General features: G+C 68.9%; 17 protein-coding genes. 6 read left to right on the top strand and 11 right to left on the bottom strand.

The genetic code is table 11. The annotated features are described in order from the left end of the window. Positions 1–76 precede the first annotated feature (76 nt). From AC5P8U_RS17435 to AC5P8U_RS17420, 4 genes are read left to right on the top strand one after another with little or no spacing between them, the layout of a single operon-like run. Positions 77–730 (top strand): DUF3348 family protein, encoded by a 654-nt coding sequence (locus AC5P8U_RS17435; RefSeq protein WP_438914533.1) that lies wholly within the window; start codon positions 77–79, stop codon positions 728–730. 10 nt (positions 731–740) lie between these two features. Further along, a complete protein-coding gene (locus tag AC5P8U_RS17430; protein WP_088496083.1) occupies positions 741–3,005 on the top strand; it encodes a DUF802 domain-containing protein in 2,265 nt (754 codons plus the stop codon). Then, positions 3,002–3,640: an OmpA family protein gene (locus tag AC5P8U_RS17425; protein ID WP_072167539.1), complete on the top strand. Its 639-nt coding sequence runs from the start codon at positions 3,002–3,004 to the stop codon at positions 3,638–3,640. Before AC5P8U_RS17430 ends, AC5P8U_RS17425 begins: the two co-directional genes overlap by 4 nt. Then, positions 3,630–3,998 carry a DUF2894 domain-containing protein gene (locus tag AC5P8U_RS17420; RefSeq protein ID WP_088496084.1) on the top strand — a complete coding sequence of 123 codons (369 nt, stop codon included), beginning with the start codon at positions 3,630–3,632 and terminating at the stop codon, positions 3,996–3,998. Before AC5P8U_RS17425 ends, AC5P8U_RS17420 begins: the two co-directional genes overlap by 11 nt. A 398-nt stretch (positions 3,999–4,396) precedes the next feature. On the opposite strand, the gene AC5P8U_RS17415 is transcribed toward AC5P8U_RS17420, so the two are convergent. The 10 genes from AC5P8U_RS17415 to AC5P8U_RS17370 all read right to left on the bottom strand — a co-directional run bounded on the left by AC5P8U_RS17415 (position 4,397) and on the right by AC5P8U_RS17370 (position 16,044). Beyond that, the gene (locus AC5P8U_RS17415) at positions 4,397–4,843 is read right to left on the bottom strand and encodes an REP-associated tyrosine transposase (RefSeq protein ID WP_088496085.1); all 447 of its coding nucleotides are present in this window, start codon (positions 4,841–4,843) and stop codon (positions 4,397–4,399) included. Positions 4,844–4,956: 113 nt separating this feature from the next. Beyond that, positions 4,957–5,715: a 2,3-dihydro-2,3-dihydroxybenzoate dehydrogenase gene (locus tag AC5P8U_RS17410; protein WP_088496086.1), complete on the bottom strand. Its 759-nt coding sequence runs from the start codon at positions 5,713–5,715 to the stop codon at positions 4,957–4,959. Further along, positions 5,706–9,596, bottom strand: a complete 3,891-nt coding sequence (locus AC5P8U_RS17405) for an enterobactin synthase subunit F (RefSeq protein WP_495214240.1) — start codon at positions 9,594–9,596, stop codon at positions 5,706–5,708. The genes AC5P8U_RS17410 and AC5P8U_RS17405 overlap by 10 nt, the downstream gene beginning before the upstream one ends. Further along, the gene (locus AC5P8U_RS17400) at positions 9,593–9,850 is read right to left on the bottom strand and encodes a phosphopantetheine-binding protein (RefSeq protein ID WP_019659922.1); all 258 of its coding nucleotides are present in this window, start codon (positions 9,848–9,850) and stop codon (positions 9,593–9,595) included. The genes AC5P8U_RS17405 and AC5P8U_RS17400 overlap by 4 nt, the downstream gene beginning before the upstream one ends. Then, positions 9,850–10,482, bottom strand: coding sequence for an isochorismatase family protein (locus AC5P8U_RS17395; protein WP_151355294.1), 633 nt, complete (start codon positions 10,480–10,482; stop codon positions 9,850–9,852). Before AC5P8U_RS17395 ends, AC5P8U_RS17400 begins: the two co-directional genes overlap by 1 nt. After that, a complete protein-coding gene (locus tag AC5P8U_RS17390; RefSeq protein ID WP_447896935.1) occupies positions 10,482–12,134 on the bottom strand; it encodes a (2,3-dihydroxybenzoyl)adenylate synthase in 1,653 nt (550 codons plus the stop codon). The genes AC5P8U_RS17395 and AC5P8U_RS17390 overlap by 1 nt, the downstream gene beginning before the upstream one ends. After that, on the bottom strand, positions 12,131–13,324 hold the full coding sequence (locus AC5P8U_RS17385) for an isochorismate synthase (RefSeq protein ID WP_072167532.1): 1,194 nt from the start codon (positions 13,322–13,324) through the stop codon (positions 12,131–12,133). Before AC5P8U_RS17385 ends, AC5P8U_RS17390 begins: the two co-directional genes overlap by 4 nt. Then, on the bottom strand, positions 13,321–14,517 hold the full coding sequence (locus tag AC5P8U_RS17380; protein WP_072167531.1) for an MFS transporter: 1,197 nt from the start codon (positions 14,515–14,517) through the stop codon (positions 13,321–13,323). Before AC5P8U_RS17380 ends, AC5P8U_RS17385 begins: the two co-directional genes overlap by 4 nt. Positions 14,518–14,671: 154 nt before the next feature. Then, positions 14,672–14,983 carry a DUF3817 domain-containing protein gene (locus tag AC5P8U_RS17375; RefSeq protein ID WP_032129991.1) on the bottom strand — a complete coding sequence of 104 codons (312 nt, stop codon included), beginning with the start codon at positions 14,981–14,983 and terminating at the stop codon, positions 14,672–14,674. 125 nt (positions 14,984–15,108) lie between these two features. Further along, complete coding sequence (locus tag AC5P8U_RS17370; protein WP_088496088.1) at positions 15,109–16,044, bottom strand: TIGR03571 family LLM class oxidoreductase; 936 nt, start codon at positions 16,042–16,044, stop codon at positions 15,109–15,111. A gap of 66 nt (positions 16,045–16,110) precedes the next feature. On the opposite strand from AC5P8U_RS17370, the gene AC5P8U_RS17365 reads away from it, so the two are divergent. Together AC5P8U_RS17365 and AC5P8U_RS17360 are read left to right on the top strand one after the other, a co-directional pair. Beyond that, a complete protein-coding gene (locus AC5P8U_RS17365; protein ID WP_188240903.1) occupies positions 16,111–16,560 on the top strand; it encodes a GNAT family N-acetyltransferase in 450 nt (149 codons plus the stop codon). Positions 16,561–16,680: 120 nt separating this feature from the next. Further along, positions 16,681–18,201 (top strand): thioredoxin family protein, encoded by a 1,521-nt coding sequence (locus tag AC5P8U_RS17360; RefSeq protein ID WP_447896959.1) that lies wholly within the window; start codon positions 16,681–16,683, stop codon positions 18,199–18,201. 132 nt (positions 18,202–18,333) lie between these two features. Here AC5P8U_RS17360 and AC5P8U_RS17355 read toward each other — a convergent pair. Beyond that, the coding region (locus tag AC5P8U_RS17355; RefSeq protein ID WP_308140878.1) for an IS3 family transposase at positions 18,334–18,442 on the bottom strand (109 nt) is incomplete at its 5' end.

Genomic DNA, 18,442 nt, shown 5'->3' with positions numbered 1-18,442 from the left:
GCCACCCAAGCCCCGCCTTCATCCAGCCGGGGTCATCTGGCTGTAAAATCAGCGGTTTTTGGCCCCTCACCCCTTGATGGCGAACGCAGCGCAGCCGGTCCTGGGTGGACCGGAGTTCCTCCGCCTGCTCGCCCGTCTCAGCGACGGCGCGATGCCGGCCAGCAGTCCCGCTCTGACCGATCGCCTCGGCCAGTGGGTGGACTGGAGCCGTGCCGTGGCCCTGTCCGGCGCGTTGGGCGGACGCCTGCCCGAGCCCGGCGAAGCTGCCGAGGGGGCCGAGGATGTACTGGCCGACTGCGCCCAGGCCTATGCCAGCCTGCTGGCCTCGATCCGCGAGGACGCCGAGGCCGAGCGCCTGCTGGACCTGGCCGAGGCCGCTGCCGCACCCAACTTCGCTTCGCTGCGCCAGCGCTACCGGGTGCTGCAGCAGGCCATCCAGACCGCCACCGGGCGCCTGCGCGGCCGCCTGCGCGACCAGCTGGTACAGGTCTCGCCGGAGCTGGCGCGACTGGCCGAGGTTGATGCGGTGATGGAACAGACCCTCACCCCGCGCGAGCACAGCCTGCTGGCCACCGCGCCGGCGGTGCTCGGCGCCCGTTTTGAACGCGTGCATGGCCAGCCCGGCTGGCGCGCGGCCTTCCGCCATGACATGCGCACGCTGCTGCTCGCCGAGCTGCAGCTGCGCTTCCACCCGATCGAAGGGCTGCAAGACGCCCTGCGCTCCCACTGACCGGAACACCATGTCCAGAACTGCTCTCCATGTCGTTGTTTTCCTTGTCGGCCTGCTGGCCGTGTGCTGGATCGGCATTGGCTACGTTTCGGTGCATCCGCTGGGTGCAGCGGTGGCGGCAATCATCGCGGCCTGCTACATCGCCGGCGGCGTGGAGCTGTACCGCTACCGCCAGGCCAGCAACGGCCTGCGCGCCGCACTGAATGACCTGTCCAGCGCGAAGGAAAGCCTCGCCCCCTGGCTGGAGCGCGTGCCGGTGGGCCTGCGCAACGCCGTGCGCCTGCGCGTGGAAGGCGAGCGCACTGCCCTGCCCGCGCCGGTGCTGACCCCGTACCTGGTCGGCCTGCTGGTGCTGCTCGGCATGCTCGGCACCCTGCTGGGCATGATGGATACCCTGCGCGGCACTGGCCTGGCCCTGCAGAGCGCCACCGACATGGCCGCGATCCGCGGCTCGCTGGCCTCGCCGGTGCAGGGCCTGGCGGTGGCCTTCGGTACCTCGATCGCGGGCGTGGCCAGCTCGGCCATGCTCGGCCTGTTGGCCGCGCTGCTGCGCCGCGACCGCCTGCAGGCCGTGCAGCAGCTGGACCGCGCCATTGCCGGCGACCTGCACCCGTATTCGCAGGCCTGGCAGCGCGCCGAATCGCTGCGCCTGCTGCAGGCACAGTCCGCCGCGCTGCCGGCGCTGGTCGACCGCCTGCAGGCGATGACCAGCACCTTTGAACAGCACAGTGCGGCCGCCAATGAGCGCCTGCTGGCAGGCCAGGCCGAGTTCCTGACGCAGAGCCAGGCGCTGCAGGAACGCCTGGCCCTGTCGCTGCAGCAGTCGCTGCGCGAAGGTGCCGAAGCCAGTGCCGCGGCCATCGGTGGCGCGCTGCAGCCGATGGCCGAGACCACCCTGGCCGGTCTGGCTCACCATGGCGAAGCGTTGCATGCCCGTGTCGAGCGGGCCGTGCAACAGCAGCTGGCGGGCCTGAGCGACGGTTTCGAACGCAGCCGGGTCGCCACCGAAGCCAGCTGGGCCAAGGTGGTGAGTGAACAGTCCCAGGCGCAGCAGGCGCTGGTGAGTGATCTGCGCCAGCACCTGCAGGCCTTCAGCGATGGCCAGGGCACGCATGCCGAAGCGTTGATCGCGCGCATCGGCGAGCGCCTGCAGGCCGATGCCAACGGCAACGCCGAGGCCTGGCGCGCCGCCATCGAGCAGCAGCAGGCACTGAACAGCGCGCTGATCGAGCGCCAGCAGCAGGCGCTGCTGGCGGCCGGCCAGCAGCTGGACGAGCACGCGCAGGCACTGCTGCAGGCACTGGAACAGCGCCACAGCGCCAGCCAGTCGCTGCTGCAGGACCACGAACAGCAGCGCTCGCAACAGTGGCAAGCCGCCCAGGCCGCCGCCGCGACTGCGCATGCCCAACTGCAGGCCAGCCTGGACAGCCGCGAGCAGCAGCGCCAGGCACGCTGGGACGCGGTCAGCGCCGAGTTGCAGCAGGCCCACGCCGCCCTGCAGGCGCAACTGCAGGCCGGTGACGAACAGCGCCTGCAGCGCTGGAGCGATGCCCTGCAGCACGTTTCCACCGAGCTGGCCGAGCGCCTGCAGGCCAATGGCGAACGCCTGGCTGCACAGCAGCAACGGGTCTGCGACGCGCTGGCGGCCACCGCACAGCAGATCGGCGAGAACGGTCGCGCGCAGGCCAGTGCCACGCTGGCCGAAGTGTCCACCCTGCTGCAGACCGCCGCGGCCGCGCCGAAGGCTGCCGCCGATGTCATCAACGAGCTGCGCAGCACGCTGTCCGAGAGCCTGGTACGCGACAACGCAATGCTGGAAGAGCGCGGCCGCCTGCTGGCCACCGTGCAGACCCTGCTCGATGCGATCAACCACGCATCGCACGAACAGCGCACCGCGGTGGACGCACTGGTTGGCGGTTCGGCCGAGCTGCTGGAGCGTGTCGGCAACCGCTTTACCGATCATATCGCCGCCGAGACCGGCAAGCTGGATGGCATTGCGGCAGCACTTACCGGCAGCGCGGGTGACGTCGGCCAGCTGGCCGGCGCCTTCGGTGAAGCGGTCGCGCAGTTCGGCAGTGCCGCCACCGAGCTTTCCGGCCGCCTGGAACAGATCGGTGGTGCACTGGATGCCTCGCTGGCCCGAAGCGATGAGCAACTGGCTTACTACGTAGCGCAGGCGCGCGAGGTGGTCGACCTCAGCCTGCTGTCGCAGAAGCAGGTGATGGAAGAACTGCAGCAGCTGGCCACACGCCGCGGCAAGGCCGGCAGCGCATGAGCGACGAGCTGGAGGTCGATGGCGGCTCGCACGCGCCGATCTGGGCCGCCTTCGGCGACCTGATGTCGGTGCTGCTGGGTGCGTTCGTGCTGATCCTGGTGGGTGTGGTCGCGGTGCAGCTGGAGCTGTCGCAGCGGCTGGAGCAGGAAGTGAAGCAGCGCCAGGCCGAGGCCAAGCGCCTGCAGACGCTGGAGCAAGCGTTGGCCGGACCGCTGGCGGCCGGCCGCGTGACGCTGGTGAATGGCCGCATCGGCATCAGCGGCAGCGTGCTGTTCGCGCTCAACTCCGACCAGCTGCAGCCGGAAGGCCAGGAGCTGCTGCGCAGCCTGGCCGCACCGCTGGCCGCCTATCTGGGCAGCCGCGAAGAGATCCTGATGGTCAGCGGCTTCACCGACGATGCGCCCGTGCGCGAAGGCAACCGCCGCTTTGCTGACAACTGGGAGCTGTCCGCGCAGCGCTCGCTGACCGTGACCCGCACCCTGATCGCCGATGGCGTACCGGCCGACGCCGTGTTCGCCGCCGCGTTCGGCAGCGAGCAGCCGGTCAGTTCCAACGCCAATGAGGAAGGCCGCGCGCGCAATCGCCGCGTGGAAATCGCGCCGATTCCCAAGCCCAAGGCGGCGGATGGCAAGTAAACCGCCCGCCCTGGAAGGCCTGCGCGCATTGGTGCGTGACCTCGATGCGGGGTCGCGCTCGCTGCCGCATTACCCGCAGGTGCCGATGCTGCAACAGGTGCAGCGCGAATGGTCGGAGCTGCGCAGCGAACTGCAGGTGCGCCGCTCGCTACGCGCCGAGGCCCCGGCCGATGGCGGCCCGCTGAACTCGGCGGTACTGGTGCAACGCATGCTCGACATGATGCAGGCCGCCAGCCCCGGCTACCTTCGCCACTTCATCGACTATGTGGACACCTTGTCCTGGCTGCAGGCGCTGCAGGACAGCGCCGCCAGCGGCGGTGATACCACAAAGCCAAAGCGTACGCGCAAGCCGCGCTGAACACTGAATGGTAGTGCCGGTCGCCGGCCGGCAGCTACGCATCTCTGCGCAGGTCATGTGGTTGCCGGCCAGCGGCCGGCACTACCATCGAGGGTGCTCTGTGCGCCGGAACGCGATCTGCGCTGCGCGTCGGCTCTGCTGTGGTAGTGCCGGCCGCTGGCCGGCATCACATCCAGGCCGACCACGGCCGAAGCGCGCGCAGGCGGCGCTGAACAGCGAATGGTCGCGCTGAACATTGAATGATGGTGCCGGCCGCTGGCCGGCAGCTACGCATCTCTGCGCGGGTCATGTGGTTGCCGGCCAGCGGCCGGCACTACCACCGAGGGTGCTCTGTGCGCCGGAACGCGATCTACGCTGCGCGTCGGTTCTGCTGTGGTAGTGCCGGCCGCTGACCGGCATCACATCCAGGCCGACCACGCATAGGGATACTCGCCAATCTGTCCAGCGAGACCGGCGCGTACCGGATTCCCCAGGATGTACAACGCCTGCCGCGCCAGCGACTCTTCGGTCCTCAATGCATGATCGAAGTAGCCGGGCTGCCACACCGTGCTTCGACGGCCCGCCAGGCGATTCAGGGCAAGCGCGCTCGACGACTTCATCCGGCGCGCGATGTCGGGAAGGTCAGCTGCACGCAGCTCGAACATCCAGTGGACGTGATCCGGCATGACGACCCATGCGTGTGACCGTACGAGCCCGCGCTGTTCGATGTAATGGAACTGGTCGATTACACATGCTGCTGCAGCTTCGCTTTCAAAGAGCCGGCGGCGCTGGTGGGTCGTGGTTGTCAGGACATAGGCCTGGCCGATGATCGAGTGACGGCCCAGGCGGAGGCGATGGCTGCTCATGCGCCATGGTGGGTCGATCATTGGGCGTTGGCTGTCAGGCCAAGCCTCGATGGGGGTTGGGAGATGTCTGAAGTTGAATGAGGTTGACGGCCAGCGGCCGGCACTACCAGACCTCAGCCGCGCAGGGTGGCGCCACCGTCCACGTACAGGTCGCTCATCGCTACGTGCCCGGCCTGCTCGGAGAGCAGGAACATCACCGAGTGCGCGATGTCCTCGGGGGCGGCCAGCTTGCGCAGCGGAATGCCGGCCTTGTAGGTCTCCAGGTTGCCGGCGATCACCCGTTCGGCGCCGTGCTCGTCCTGCCACATGCCGGTCTGCATCGGGGTCAGCGTCGAGCCCGGGGCGACGATGTTGCAGCGGATGCCCAACGGCGCCAGCTCCAGCCCGAGGCAGCGGGTGAACATCGTGGCGGCGGCCTTGGATGCCGCATAGGCGGCCATGCCATGCCTCGGCACACCGGCCGCATTCGAGCTGACGGTAACCATCGCGCCCTGCCCGCGCGGCGACATCACCCGCGCCAGGGCACGCCCGACATGGAACACCCCGTCGGTGTTCACCGCGAACACCCGGCGCCAGTCGTCATCGCCGGTCTCGGTCACGCCGCCCACATGCAGCACACCGGCCACGCTGGCGCCCAGCATGATCGGCCCGATGCTGGACTCGACCTGATCCACCAAGCCGTCCACGGCGGCACTGTCGGTCACGTCGAGTGCGAAGGTATGCACACGCACATCTGCCGTAACAGGCGCCTCGCGATCGGTCGCCACCACGGTGCAACCGGCCTCGGCCAGTAACCGTACCAGTGCCTCGCCGATGCCGCCGGCAGCGCCGGTGACCAGTGCCACGCGGCCTTCAAAGCCGGTCAACTGCATGTTGCGATCTCCTGTTGCTCGTCCCATTGGCGCAACCGCGCCGACAACCACGGCGCCAGCTGCGCCACCGCATCGCGGCCGGTCAGTTCTGCATGCAGGAACGGCAGTTCCAACGACTGCACCCTACGCGCGTGTGCCCGCCACAACGCCGACTGCAACTGTGGCCGCGCCTGGTGATCCCGGCCCGCACGCACATGCACCAGCGTGCCATCGAACGACCGGTGGATATGCTCACGGATCAGTCGATTGGTGCCGGTCACGGCGCGCACCACGCCATCCAGCACGACATCCGGCAGGCTACCCAGCGCACTGCCACCACGACGCAGGAACGCGAGAATGCGCTCCCGGCTGTCCAGTTCCGGATGCGCATCCGGGTCATGCCCGGCAATCGCCAGCAGTGCCCGCAATGCGGCGATGGCATCGGGTTCCGGCTCGGCCCGCCAGCACTCGCTGGGATAGGCGTCCAGCAGTACCAGTTCGCCGACCTCGCGCCCGATCTCATGCAGTCGCACCGCCATTGCCTGCGCGAGGATGCCACCCACCGACCAGCCCAGCAGGTGTACCGGCCCCTTTGGCTGCAATGCAACCACGCGCTGTACGTAGTCGCTGGCCATCGCCTCGATGCTGCTCGGCAGCGGCTGCCGCGCGTCCAGTGCCGGCGACTGCAGGCCATATACCGGGCGTGCCGGCTGCAGTGCCCGGGCCAGGGTGCGGTAGTTCCAGGCGATGCCGCCGGCCGGGTGCAGCACGAACAGCGGCGTAGGCCCGGCAGCGTCGGTCGCGGCCAGCGCGATCACCGGCCCCAGTGCGTGATCGGCCAGCGCGGGTGGCTCGGCAATGCGAACCGCCAGCGCGGCCACGGTGGGCTGGGCAAACAACGCCCCCAGACCGAGATCGCAGCGCCAGCGCTGTTCGATCGCCAGCAGCAGGTGCACCGCCGACAGCGAGTCACCGCCGAGACTGAAGAAATCCGCATCCACCGCCACCGGCGCTTCTCGCCCGAGTGCCTGGGCAAACAGCGACGCCAGCTCCTGTTCCAACGGCGTGCGCGGCGCCAATCCGGCGACCTCATGTTGTGATGGTTTCGGCAACGCGTTGCGGTCGAGCTTGCCGTTGGCGGTCACCGGCCAGTGGTCCACGCCGACAAACGCCGAGGGCACCATGTAGTCCGGCACACGCGTGGCCAATTGGCTGCGCAGCATCACGGCATCGGCAAGCGCAGTCGGCACATACGCCACCAGACGCGCGTCGCCGGGCGCATCCTGGCGCAGCAGCACTTCCACCCGCTCCATGCCCGGCAGTTCGCGCAAAGCCGCCTCGATCTCGCCCAACTCGATGCGCAGGCCGCGCAGTTTCACCTGATGGTCGCTGCGGCCCAGGTACTCCACCGCGCCATCGCTGCGCCAGCGCGCTATGTCGCCGGTGCGGTAGATGCGCTCGCCCGCCAGGAAAGGATCGGCAAGGAAGCGTTCGGCAGTCAGGTCCTCGCGACCGAGATAGCCGCGCGCCAGCTGCACACCGCCCAGATAAAGGTCACCGGCCACACCGACCGGCACCGGCTGCATCCGCGCGTCCAGCACGTAAAGTCGGGTATTCCAGACCGGGAAGCCGATCGGCACCGGCCGCGATCGATCCTGCGCCGACGCCGGCCAGTAGCTGACGTCCACCGCGGCTTCGGTCGGACCATACAGGTTGTGCAGCTCGGCGTGCATGCGCGCGTGGAAGCGGTCGCGCAACGCGGCGTCCAGCGCCTCGCCACTGGTGAATACCCGTCGCAGCTGCAGGCCTTCGGAGGCCGGTGCAGCGAGGAAGGCATCGAGCATCGACGGCACGAAATGCGCCGTGGTGATGCCATGCCCGCGGATCAGCCGCGCCAGTTCGGTGGGGTCGCGATGCGCATCGGGCCCGGCAATCACCAGCGTTGCCCCGCATAGCAACGGCAGGAAGAACTCCCAGACCGACACATCGAAGGTGGCCGGGGTCTTCTGCAGCACGCGGTCATCGGCGCGGATGCCGTAGTGCTCGCGCATCCACAGCAGGCGGTTGACGATGGCGTGGTGTTCGATGACCACGCCCTTCGGTTCCCCGGTCGAACCGGAGGTATAGATCACATAGGCCGCATCGCTGGGCGCCGGATCGGCCCAGGGCGCAGCGAAGCTCAGCGCGGCCCACTGCTCCGGCGCGAGCACCGGTACGCCGGCCGTGCGCGCCGAAATCTCCGCCGCAGCCAGAACGCACACCGGCTGCGCCGAGGCGAAGATGCGCGCCAGCCGCTCGTCGGGATGGGCGAGGTCCAACGGAAGATAGGCCGCGCCTGCACGCAGCACCGCGACCAGCGCGATCACCAGCTCCAGCGAGCGCGGCAATGCCACCGCCACCACGCTGCCCGGGCCGACATCCATTGCCCGCAGCTGTGCCGCCAGCGCGAAGCTGCGCGCTTCCAGCGTCGCGTAATCCAGCGTCGCATCGCCGAACACCAGCGCAGGCGTGTGCGGGTCCCGATCCATGCCCTGCTGCAGCAATTCAACCAAGGTGGTCTCAGGAAGCGCGTGCGCGGTGGCGTTGAAACCCTGCAGCACCTGTTGCGCCTCCATGGGCGTCGCCAAGGGTACGGTTTCGATATCGTCAGCCTGCAGCGCCGCCGACACGAAATGCAGCAGCCTCACCGCGTGCGCCTCGACATCCTCGCGACTGTACAGCGCGGGATTGGCCTCGATCTCCAGATCCAGCAGGTGCTGGCCATCGCCACGGAAACCCAGCGCCAGGTCATCCACCGGCCCGGTGCACAGCACCTCCAGCGTCGCCTGCACGTCGGTCAGCGCCAGCGGCCTGTAGAACGGCTGCACGTTCACCAATGGACCATGCAGGCGCTGCTGCGTGCCGACCAGGCCCAGGTCCCGGCGCAGCTGCTCGCCCCGGTAGCGGCCGTGCCTGCGGCCTTGACTGAGCTGGCGACCCAGGCCCCGGGCAAAGGCCTCGACGCTGCCCTCGCCGGCCGCCACGCGCAGCGGCAACACATTCATCACCATCGCCGGCACCCGCGCCGACGCGTTGCCCAACCGCCCCATGTAGGGCACGCCCAGCACCACTTCATCGGCGCCACTCATCCGCCGCAGGTACTCGGCCGCCAGCGCGACCAGCACATCCGGCCAGGGCTGCAGCCAACGCACCGAAGCCTGCAGCAACAGCTCACGGAATGCCGCATCGAGCGGCTGCACCCAGCGCAGCGCGTCGTCACTGGCCGCGAGCGTGCCGGCCAGGCCTGCACCTGCCGGTGCGCCCTGCATGTGCTCGCGCCACCACTGCCCGGCCTGCACGCGGCGCGGATCGGCACGAAACGCGGCATCATCGGCCAGCACGCCCGCCAGCCCCGGCAGTGACTCACCGGTACGACCGGCATACAACGCGCACACCCGATCAGTGAACAGCGCCATGCCGTAGCCATCGGCCGCCAGATGATGCACGCGCAGGTACCAGACCCAGCGCAGGCCACCCAGATCGAACAGTACCTGCTGGCTGATCCGGTCGCGGGCGGGATCGACCGGGCTCAGCCGGTCGGCGTGCATCAGGTTGCGTGCCGCAGCGGCGGGATCCGCCTCGGTAGAAACATCGCGCACCGAAAGCAACGGCACGTGTGCCGGGTCATGCCACTGTAGTGGCTGGCCATCGGCACCTTCGGCAAAGCGCAATGCGAAAGCCTCGGCCTCGCGCGCAGCCTGGTCTGCGGCTGCGACGAACGCGGCCACGTCCAGCGGGCCGTCGATCCATACCGCGTGCGCGGTATTGAATGACGGATTGTCCGGTGCCAGCCGCTGTGCGAACCACAGCCCCGCCTGGGCCTCGGTCAACGCCACCGGCGTGGCCAGCGCTGCGGCGTTCATGCGTTCTGCGCGGCCTGCAGTTGCTGCACCACACCCCACCACTGGCGCAGCGTGGTGTGCTCGGCCAACTGCGAGAACTCCAGCGGCAGGCCAGTGTTGCCCCAGGCCAGGACCAGGCCAAGCATGCGCATCGAGTCCAGATCCAGGTCGATCAGGTTGTCGTCGTCCCCGATCTCGGCCGGCGTGCACTCCAGCACGCGCGCCACGTCGGCGCGCATCCGCTCCAGATCCAGCGCCTCACCCATGGCAGCCATCACAGCACCTCCAGCAGCTGATCGGTGGTCAACGGCACACCACAGGTGCGCGCGATCCAGTGCAGCGCCTGATCGTGATCGGCACGCGAGAAGTCCGCCACCGCATCGGCGGCGATGAAGGCCTCGATGTCACGCTGGAAGGCCTCGACGACGGTCGCGGTACAGCCGATATGGGCGTACACGCCGGTCACCAGCAGCTGATCACGCCCACGTACCCGCATCAGCGTCTCCAGGTTGCTGCGCTGGAAGGCGCTATAGCGATGCTTGACCAGCACATGCTCGCCCGGCTGCGGCGCCAGCGCCTCGATGATCGGCTCATGATCGGCGCTGCGACGCATGCCCGGTCCCCACAGGTCGGCCTGAAGGCCGCGGTCGCGACGGTCCTGGTCACCGTGCTGGGCGGTGTAGAACACCGGAATGCCCTGCGCGCGGCAGTGCGCCAGCAGGCGCACGATGTTGTCCACCGCCGGCCGCAAGGGCGTGCTGCCGGCGTCGAATGCCGCCAGGAAGTAGCGTTGCATGTCGTGCACCAGCAAAGCCACACGATCGCGCTGCGGGCGCCACGGGCCACGCGCCTGCGGTAGTTCGGCGGCGGTCGGCAAGGGATAGTCGGTGATACGGGGCAGCGCCATCAGCGCGTTCCTCCTGTCTGTTGCAGATGACGCGCACGCAGCTGCGCGCGCAATTCGCGGCGGCTGATCTTGCCGACCGCCGTGGTATTGAAACTGTCGACGAACACGATCTGGTCGGGCACCTTGAACGCCGCCAGGCCGCGCCCGCGCATCCAGGCCTTCAGTGCCGGCGCCTTGAACGGTTCGCCCTGCGGGATCACAAAGGCGCAGCTGCGCTCGCCCAGGTACTCGTCGGGAATCGAGACCACGGCCGCATCGAACACGCCCGGATGTGCCAGCAGGTGGTCCTCTATCTCTTCAGCAGAGATTTTCTCGCCCGCCCGGTTGATGTGGTCACCCGCACGCCCCTGTACCACCAGGTAGCCCCCGGGCAGCTGCTGCACGCGGTCACCGGTACGGTAGAAGCCGTCATCGGTGAACGAGCGCGCATTGGCCACCGCATCGTTGTGGTAGCCACGGATGGTGTACGGGCCACGGGTGAGCAGATGCCCCACCTCGCCTTCGGCCACCGGCTGGTCATGGTCATCGACCACGCGCACTTCGTCGTCCGGACTGATCGGCCGACCCTGGCAAGCCACGATCAGGTCCTCCGGATCATCCAGCCGCGTGTAGTTGACCAGGCCTTCGGCCATGCCAAACACCTGCTGCAGCGTGCAGCCAAGGCCGTCGATCACTCGCCGTGCGGCTTCCGGCACCAGTTTGGCACCGCCCACCTGCAGCACCTGCAGGCTCGACAGGTCATACTTGCTGGTGGCGGCGGCCTGCGCCCACAGCAGCGCCAGCGGCGGCACCAGGCCGCAGCAGGTCACCTTTTCGCGGGCGATCAGCGGGAATGCGGCGTCCGGCCCGGGGCCGGGGCTGAGCACCACGCGGGCACCGGCATACAACGCGCCGAAGAAGCCGGGCGAGCTCATCGGGAAATTGTGCGCGGCCGGCAGCGCGACCAGGTAGACGCTGTCGCGGTCGATGCCGCAGATTTCATTGCTGGCACGGAACGAATAGATGTAGTCGTCATGCGTGCGTGGAATCAGCTTGGACAGCCCGGTGCTCCCACCGGAAATCTGCAGGAACGCCACCGACTGCGGGTCCGGATCGGGCGGCAGCTGGCTGCGGTCACCCTGCAGCGCTTCCAGCGCGATGAACTCCGCCGCATCGCCGTCGATCACCACATGGCGCACTGCCGGGGCCTCGGCCTGTAGTGCCCGCGCCAGCCCGCGATGATCGAAGCCATCGTGCAGTGCCGTGGTGATGTAGGCACTGGCTTCGGCCTTGTTGGCGAAGTGCGCCAGCTCGGTGATGCGGTGCGCCGGCAGCGCGTACACCGGCACCAGGCCGGCCCGGAACAGGCCGCAGACCGTGGTGATGAAGCCTGCGGTGTTGCCCAGCTGCACCAGCACCCGTTCGCCAGGCTGCAGGCCCAGCGCCAGCAGGCCTGCACCGATCCGCCCGGCCTCGTGCCACAGCTGCGCATAGCTCAGGCGCACGTCGCCGGCGACCACCGCGATGTCATCGGCATAGCGTTCTGCACGTTCGCGCAGGAACGCCGGAAAGGTCTCGCCACGCCAATGACCGGCCTCGCGATAGCGCGCGATCAGGTCATCCGGCCACACCTGCTGCAGTGCCAGGCGGGAAGCGTCAGTGGAGGTAGTCATGCGGCAGGCTCGATCGCAGGCGCGGATTCATGGACACCCAACGCATTCAGCAGGGCAGCGAACTTCGCAGCGGTCTCGGCCACCTCGGCCTCGGGCTGCGAGTCGGCAACGATGCCGGCGCCGGCGAACAGGCGCAGCTGCATTCCCTGCAGGCGTGCGCAGCGGATTGCCACATACCAGTCGCCGTCACCCTGCGCGTCCAACCAGCCCACGGCGCCGGCATAGAAGCCGCGCGGTACCGGTTCCAGTTCGCGTATGCGCTGCAGCGCCGCCAACCGCGGCGTACCGCAGACGGCCGGCGTGGGATGCAGCTGCGCCAGCAGCTCGGCCGCCGATGTCTGCGGATCCTTCAGGGTGGCATGGATGCGGGTACCCAGATGCCACATGCTGGCGGTGGCATGCAGCGCCGGCCGCGGCTGTGCATCGATGTGGCTGCAGTACGGCGCCAGGCCGTCGACGATGGCCTCGACCACATGGCGGTGCTCGTCGTGGTCCTTGGTCGAGGCCAGCAGCGCCTGCGCGGCCTGCTCGTCCTCGGCAGCATTGGTGCTGCGCCGCGCGGAGCCCGCCAGCGGGTGCGACAACAGCTCGGCGCCGCGCTTGCGCAGCAGCAATTCCGGGGTTGCCCCCACCAGCCAGGCTGGCGCCTGACCCGGCGCCACCGGCAACGGCACCGCGTAGGTCGCCACCGAAGGATCCGCGCCCAGGCGGGCCAGCAGAACCTCCGGGGAAAGTGACTGCCGCGTGCGTGCCAGCAGGCTGCGCGCCAGCACCACCTTCTGGAGGTCCAGTTCGGGCGCGCGCAATGCCTGCACCGCCGCAGCCACCGACGCCGCGTACGCCTGCGCCGAAGGCTCGGCCTGCAGGGCACCCTCCAGCGCTGGCGCGGCCTGTGGCTGCAACGGCAGGGCCGGCAGCAGGCGCTCGGGCTGGTACAACGCGTCGTCCGCACGGGGTTCGAAAGGGACTGCGCCGACCAGCAGGCCCGGCCCACCGCGCTGCTGCTCGAAGAAGGACGCAACGCGCTCTGCCAACGTCGCCAGCGCACCGGCCGGCAGCGTGGCGCGGCAACCGCGTGCGTGCACGTGCTGGCCAGCGTGCCGCAGGAGGAACAGCGACGCGTCGTCGCTGCTCTCCTGCGGCGCGGGCGCGGCCTCCGGCCACGCGCCCTGCATCAGGGAATCGTTCATGGGGTCTCCTTCATCCGATGCGCTGCAGCCAGCGCGCACAGCAACAGCAGCAACGCGCCGACCAGGAGGTATGGCAGGCTGGGCCCGCCGCGATACACCAGCGTGCCGAGCATCGGCCCGGCCACCATGCCCAGTCCCTGCGCGGCAGCGACAGTACCGGCGGCGGCGCCCTGCTCGTGCGCCTCCACCGCGTCGGCGGCCAACGCCTGGAACGAAGGGAATACGAAGCCCATGCCGAATGCAGCCAGTGCGTAGGCCGCAGGCAGTTGCCAGGCCTGCTGCACGCCCGCCACCGAAGCAAAGCCGATGCCTGAGATCACGGCGCCGAGGACGATCCAGCGCCGCGGATGAACCTCCAGCTTCATCACCAGCGCCTGCGCCAGGATCAGGCCAACGCCGACCGCCGTCAGCGCGATGCCGGCCATGCGCGCACCGGCCGCCGCATCCAGTCCCAGCCGATCAATCGCGAAAAAGCCCACCGTCACCTGCGCGATGGTCACCGAGACCATGGCGGTGAACGCCGCCAGCTGCGGCAGGCGCAGGCGCGGGTCGAGGCACCTCATCGGCGCGCGGCGCTGGGCGGAAACGCCCATCACAGGCGGTGTGGCCGGCAGTCGCCAGGCCAGCAGCGCCAACGCCAGCAGTGGCAACAGTGCGGCTACATACAGCGCCAGCGACAGGTTCGTATAGGCCAGCCAACCCGCGGCAGCCGGGCCCAGCACCATGCCCAGTGCGTTGGCGCTGCCCAGGCGGGCGAGGAACTTCGCACGTTGCCCAGTCGGCGCCTTGTCGGCGATCAGCGCAGCTGCGGTAGGAGGCACCGCTGCGTAGAAAAGGCCGATCAGGCCGCGCGCAGCAACCAGCACCAGCACTGACACCAGCACCGGCGGCACTGCCTGCAGGGCCACGTCGATGAACACCGCCAGCGCGATGTAGACCACGGTGTAGGCACTCATCGCCAGCATCAGCACACGCTTGCGGCCGATGCGGTCGCTGAGCTTGCCCCAGGGGCGCGCGGCCAGCATCCACAACACGCCTGCGGCGGTGACTGACAGCCCGGCATGCCACTCGGACAAACCGAGCATGCGGACCACCGGGCCGATCACGGCGACGAAGGACATCATCGCCATGGTGCCGATCAGGGCAGCCAACACCAGCGCCGGCAAGCCGGGAACGACGGGACGTGCGTGCATGAAACACCAGCCGTAACAGGGAAGGATTGGCCGGACGCGCCTGCGCGCCCCACCCGGCACCGACCCTGCTAAGGGCCAGATGCCACCCTTAAATGATAACGGCTCGTATTTGCATTTGATACCCATTCTCTTGAATGGGCCCGCAACAGTGGGTTCAGCGCATTGCACGCAAGCCGAGCAGGCCACGGCGCTTGAACCACCACTCCAACGGCAGCGTCACCAGCGGCGGGATCGCTGCCAGCAGGGCCAGGGCACTGGCCCACCACGGCCAGCGCAGGCGCACCGCCGCAAACAGCGTCACCGCCACATAGACCAGGAAGGCCACGCCGTGCAGCGGCCCGAACAGCTTCACCAGCGCCACGTTGGCCATCGGGCCGTATTTCATCCACATGCCGATGAGCAGGCCGGCCCAGGTCACGGCCTCGATGAAGGCGACCGCGGCGAACAGGCGTCCGGTCGGGTGCATGGGGGAACGTTGGGTCACACGGGGCTCCGGCATCGGGGTATCAAATGCGAATGATACGCAGATGCGAACCCCATGTAGAGTCGAGCCGTGCTCGACTGCTGGAGCGTGTCCACCAAGGTAGACACCTACCCGAGCATATGCGGCAGAACCTGCTCCCCGATCTCACGCAGCACCGCGTCCATCGGCCGCCCGTTGTCGACCAGATTGAACATTACATGCGCCACGCCCTGCCCATGCACGCGCAGCAGATAGTCACGCAGGCCATCGCGGCCGACCTTCAGGCCCAGCGGCAGCGGCTCGGGGGGCGCCTGCGGATCCGCCTGCAGATCCAGCAGCATCGACTGCACGAATGGCTTGCCTGGTCCGCCGCGCTGCGCCAGCGCCTGCTGCCACAGGCCGATGCGCCCCTCCTGCGCGGCCTCCTCACGATGATAGGTGACCCAGCCTTCGGCCTCGCGCGCGATCCACTGCAGGCTCTGCCGTGCGGTACCCACCACCAGCATCGGAACGCGGGTTGCCGGCGCCGGAAGTACGTCGAAGCCACCGGTCGCCTGCAGTACGGCGGTCCGCTCATCGGTCTCCGGTGACAGCGCCGCGCGCAGCAACGTCCAGCGCTCACGGAAGGTCGCCGCCCTGCCCTCCAGATCCTCGCCGAACGCAGCGAATTCTTCCGGGCGATCACCCGAACCCAGCCCCAGCACGAACCGCCCGCCGCTGATCCGGTCCAGGCTCAACGCCGACTTCGCCACCTGCAGCGGCTGCCGCAATGGCAGCACGATGGCCGCGCTGCCGACCACGATGCGCTCGGTCGCAGCGGCCAGCATGCCCAGCCACAGGAACGGATCGTCCAGCGCACTTGCTGTCGCGTCCGGCCCCTGCGGCACCATCAGCGGCACATCGCGCGCCCATAGCGCGGCGAAACCAAGATCGTCGGCCAACCGCGCGATGCGCCGCGCCTCATGCGGATCGGCCAGCCCCTGCGACGCCACCGGCGTCATCAGGCCCAGGCTCAAGCCCTGCCGTGGAAACAACGCAGCGTGCGCGGGATTGAAATCACTCATGCCTGCAGCTTAGCGTGCAGGCACGGGGCAGCGAGGGCGCGCAGCCCGCCACGGGAAGAACACTGCATGCCGACGATCCGCCCTGCCCGCGTCGATGACCTGCCCGCGATCAGCGCGGTGTGCCTGGCCGCGTTCACTGCGGCGGTGGCGCCCTCGCTCAGCGCAGCCGGCATCGCCACGTTCGGCAATGTCGCCGCCGCCGATGCGTTCGGTGAACGCCTGGACGGCGACAACCATCTCCTGGTGGCCGAGCAGGACGGCCGTATCGTCGGCGTGGTCGAGTTGAAGGAAGGCCGCCACCTGGCGATGCTGTTCGTCGATCCCGCCTGCCAGGGACAGGGCATCGGCCATGCACTGTTCGAGGCGGTGCTGCCGCAGGTACGCGAGCCGGTCCTGACCGTACGCGCATCGCTCAATGCTGTGCCCACCTATCTGCGCTATGGCTTCGTGGTTGACGGTGAGGCCGGCGAGTTCAACGGACTGGTCTACCAGCAGATGGTGCGGGCGGCCGCCTGAAGGCACGGCCCCCGGCAATGCCCGGGGGGCGTCATGCCTCGCCGCATGCCCGTCATAAGCAAACTGAATCAGCGGGTTCCCTGCGCGTTCCTACAATGCCCTGTCACCTTGCCCTTCGAGATGCTGCCGATGCGCGTCGCGCTTTCCATGTTGCTGCTGGCTTCGGCGCTGAGCGCCTGCACCCCGGCCCCGGTTTCCACCGCCAACTCCGCCGAGGCACCTGCGCCGGCCAAGGGAATCGCGTGGCGCCAGGGTGACGTCGATGATGCCTTCGCCGAAGCCGCCGACAGCGGCAAGCCGGTGCTGCTGTACTGGGGCGCGGTCTGGTGCCCGCCGTGCAACCAGCTCAAGGCCGGCCTGTTCAAGGACCCGGCCTTCATCGCCTTGACCGGCAAGTTCGTGCCGGTCTACCTGGATGGCGACGAGGAAGGTGCGCAGGCCTGGGGCGAACGCTTCGGGGTGCGCGGCTACCCGACCCTGATCGTGCTGGACCCACAGCGCAATGAACTTACCCGCGTGGCCGGTGGCAACGACGCCGCCGAACTGACCCGGGCATTGACCGTCGCGGCCGGGCGCCGCAGCGCCATCGCCGCCACCCTGGCGACGGCACTGGCCACGCCGGAAAAATTGGCCGCCGAAGACTGGCAGGTACTGGGCGACTACGGCTGGGAAGTCGACGCCAACCGTCTGGCTGGCGGGCGCAGGGGCCAGGATGTACTGCGCCAGCTGTCCAAGGCCGCACCCGACGCGGCGCTGCAACGCCGCTTCGCCCTGCTGGCCCTGGCCACCGCCGACACGCCCGCCAGCTCGCCTACCGAAGTACGCGAGCTGCTGCAGGCCGTGCTGGCGCAGCCGGCCGAAGTCCGCCGCAACCGTGAGTTGCTGGGCTATGCAGGCGCACAGTTGGTCCAGCAGGCCAGCGCCGGCCCAGCCACCCGCAACACGCTGGGGCAGCAGCTGCTGGTCGCGCTGGAGCGCGCAGATGCCGAGCGCGGCGACCGCGCCGACGACGCATTGTCGCGCGCACTGACGGAAGTATCGCTGGCCCGCCAGCAGCAGCCGAAGGGCGCACTGCCCGCGCCGCTGGTTGATCGGGTCAAGCAGCGCGTGGCCGCGGCCGACGCCACCGCCACTGATGCGCATGCACGCCAGGCCACGATCAGCAGCGCGGTCTACGCACTGCGCCAGGTCGGTGACGACGCCGGTGCCGAGGCGTTGTTGCTGGCGGAGCTGAAGCGCAGCGAGCAGCCCTACTACTACATGCCCGAGCTGGCCGAACTGGCCGAGCAGCGCGGCGACACTGCCGGTGCGCTGGAGTGGTTGAAGCGTGCCTACGACGGTGCGCAGGGCCCGGCCACCCGCGTGCAATGGGGCGTGCTGTACGTGGAAGGGTTGCTGAAGCTGGCGCCGAACGACGCGCCGCGCATCGAGCAGGCCACCGCCTCGCTGATCGCCGAACTGGAGGCGCAGCCGTCGGGTTACCACCAGCGCACCCGCCAGCGTTTCGAGCGCCTGGCCGGGCAGCTGAAGGCGTGGAGCGGCAAGCACCAGGGTGCCGAGACGCTGGCGCGGTTGCAGCAGAGGATGCAGCAGGCGTGCGGTGAACAGGTGGATGGCGCGTGCAAGGACTGGTTGAGTTGAGTTGATGAAAACGCGGGCGGCTGGTTCGCCTGCCGGCGCCTTTGTTGATACCGGTTGTGGCGGGGGGAGGGGCTGGCCGGGACACGCCGTAAACCCATCCTTGAAGTGACCCCCGAGACTTGGACGGTGGGGTCAGGCGGCTGCTTGGGCCTGTTCCCGGTACTTTACCGGGCTTAGCCCCTTCAATTTCAATCTGATTCGCTCTTGGTTGTAGTACTTGATGTACTCCACCAGCCCGGCC

The sequence above is a fragment of the Stenotrophomonas sp. YJH_SMC_81 genome (genome assembly GCF_059370875.1).
This window is presented reverse-complemented; position numbering and strand designations above follow the sequence as displayed.

What these genes read in the sequence shown, in the direction of transcription:
- AC5P8U_RS17435 (WP_438914533.1), top strand. Translation starts at nt 77, where the DNA reads ATGGCGAACGCAGCGCAGCCGGTCCTGGGTGGACCGGAGTTCCTCCGC.
- AC5P8U_RS17430 (WP_088496083.1), top strand. Translation starts at nt 741, where the DNA reads ATGTCCAGAACTGCTCTCCATGTCGTTGTTTTCCTTGTCGGCCTGCTG.
- AC5P8U_RS17425 (WP_072167539.1), top strand. Translation starts at nt 3,002, where the DNA reads ATGAGCGACGAGCTGGAGGTCGATGGCGGCTCGCACGCGCCGATCTGG.
- AC5P8U_RS17420 (WP_088496084.1), top strand. Translation starts at nt 3,630, where the DNA reads ATGGCAAGTAAACCGCCCGCCCTGGAAGGCCTGCGCGCATTGGTGCGT.
- AC5P8U_RS17415 (WP_088496085.1), bottom strand. Translation starts at nt 4,843, where the DNA reads ATGAGCAGCCATCGCCTCCGCCTGGGCCGTCACTCGATCATCGGCCAG.
- AC5P8U_RS17410 (WP_088496086.1), bottom strand. Translation starts at nt 5,715, where the DNA reads ATGCAGTTGACCGGCTTTGAAGGCCGCGTGGCACTGGTCACCGGCGCT.
- AC5P8U_RS17405 (WP_495214240.1), bottom strand. Translation starts at nt 9,596, where the DNA reads ATGAACGCCGCAGCGCTGGCCACGCCGGTGGCGTTGACCGAGGCCCAG.
- AC5P8U_RS17400 (WP_019659922.1), bottom strand. Translation starts at nt 9,850, where the DNA reads ATGGCTGCCATGGGTGAGGCGCTGGATCTGGAGCGGATGCGCGCCGAC.
- AC5P8U_RS17395 (WP_151355294.1), bottom strand. Translation starts at nt 10,482, where the DNA reads ATGGCGCTGCCCCGTATCACCGACTATCCCTTGCCGACCGCCGCCGAA.
- AC5P8U_RS17390 (WP_447896935.1), bottom strand. Translation starts at nt 12,134, where the DNA reads ATGACTACCTCCACTGACGCTTCCCGCCTGGCACTGCAGCAGGTGTGG.
- AC5P8U_RS17385 (WP_072167532.1), bottom strand. Translation starts at nt 13,324, where the DNA reads ATGAACGATTCCCTGATGCAGGGCGCGTGGCCGGAGGCCGCGCCCGCG.
- AC5P8U_RS17380 (WP_072167531.1), bottom strand. Translation starts at nt 14,517, where the DNA reads ATGCACGCACGTCCCGTCGTTCCCGGCTTGCCGGCGCTGGTGTTGGCT.
- AC5P8U_RS17375 (WP_032129991.1), bottom strand. Translation starts at nt 14,983, where the DNA reads ATGCACCCGACCGGACGCCTGTTCGCCGCGGTCGCCTTCATCGAGGCC.
- AC5P8U_RS17370 (WP_088496088.1), bottom strand. Translation starts at nt 16,044, where the DNA reads ATGAGTGATTTCAATCCCGCGCACGCTGCGTTGTTTCCACGGCAGGGC.
- AC5P8U_RS17365 (WP_188240903.1), top strand. Translation starts at nt 16,111, where the DNA reads ATGCCGACGATCCGCCCTGCCCGCGTCGATGACCTGCCCGCGATCAGC.
- AC5P8U_RS17360 (WP_447896959.1), top strand. Translation starts at nt 16,681, where the DNA reads ATGCTGCCGATGCGCGTCGCGCTTTCCATGTTGCTGCTGGCTTCGGCG.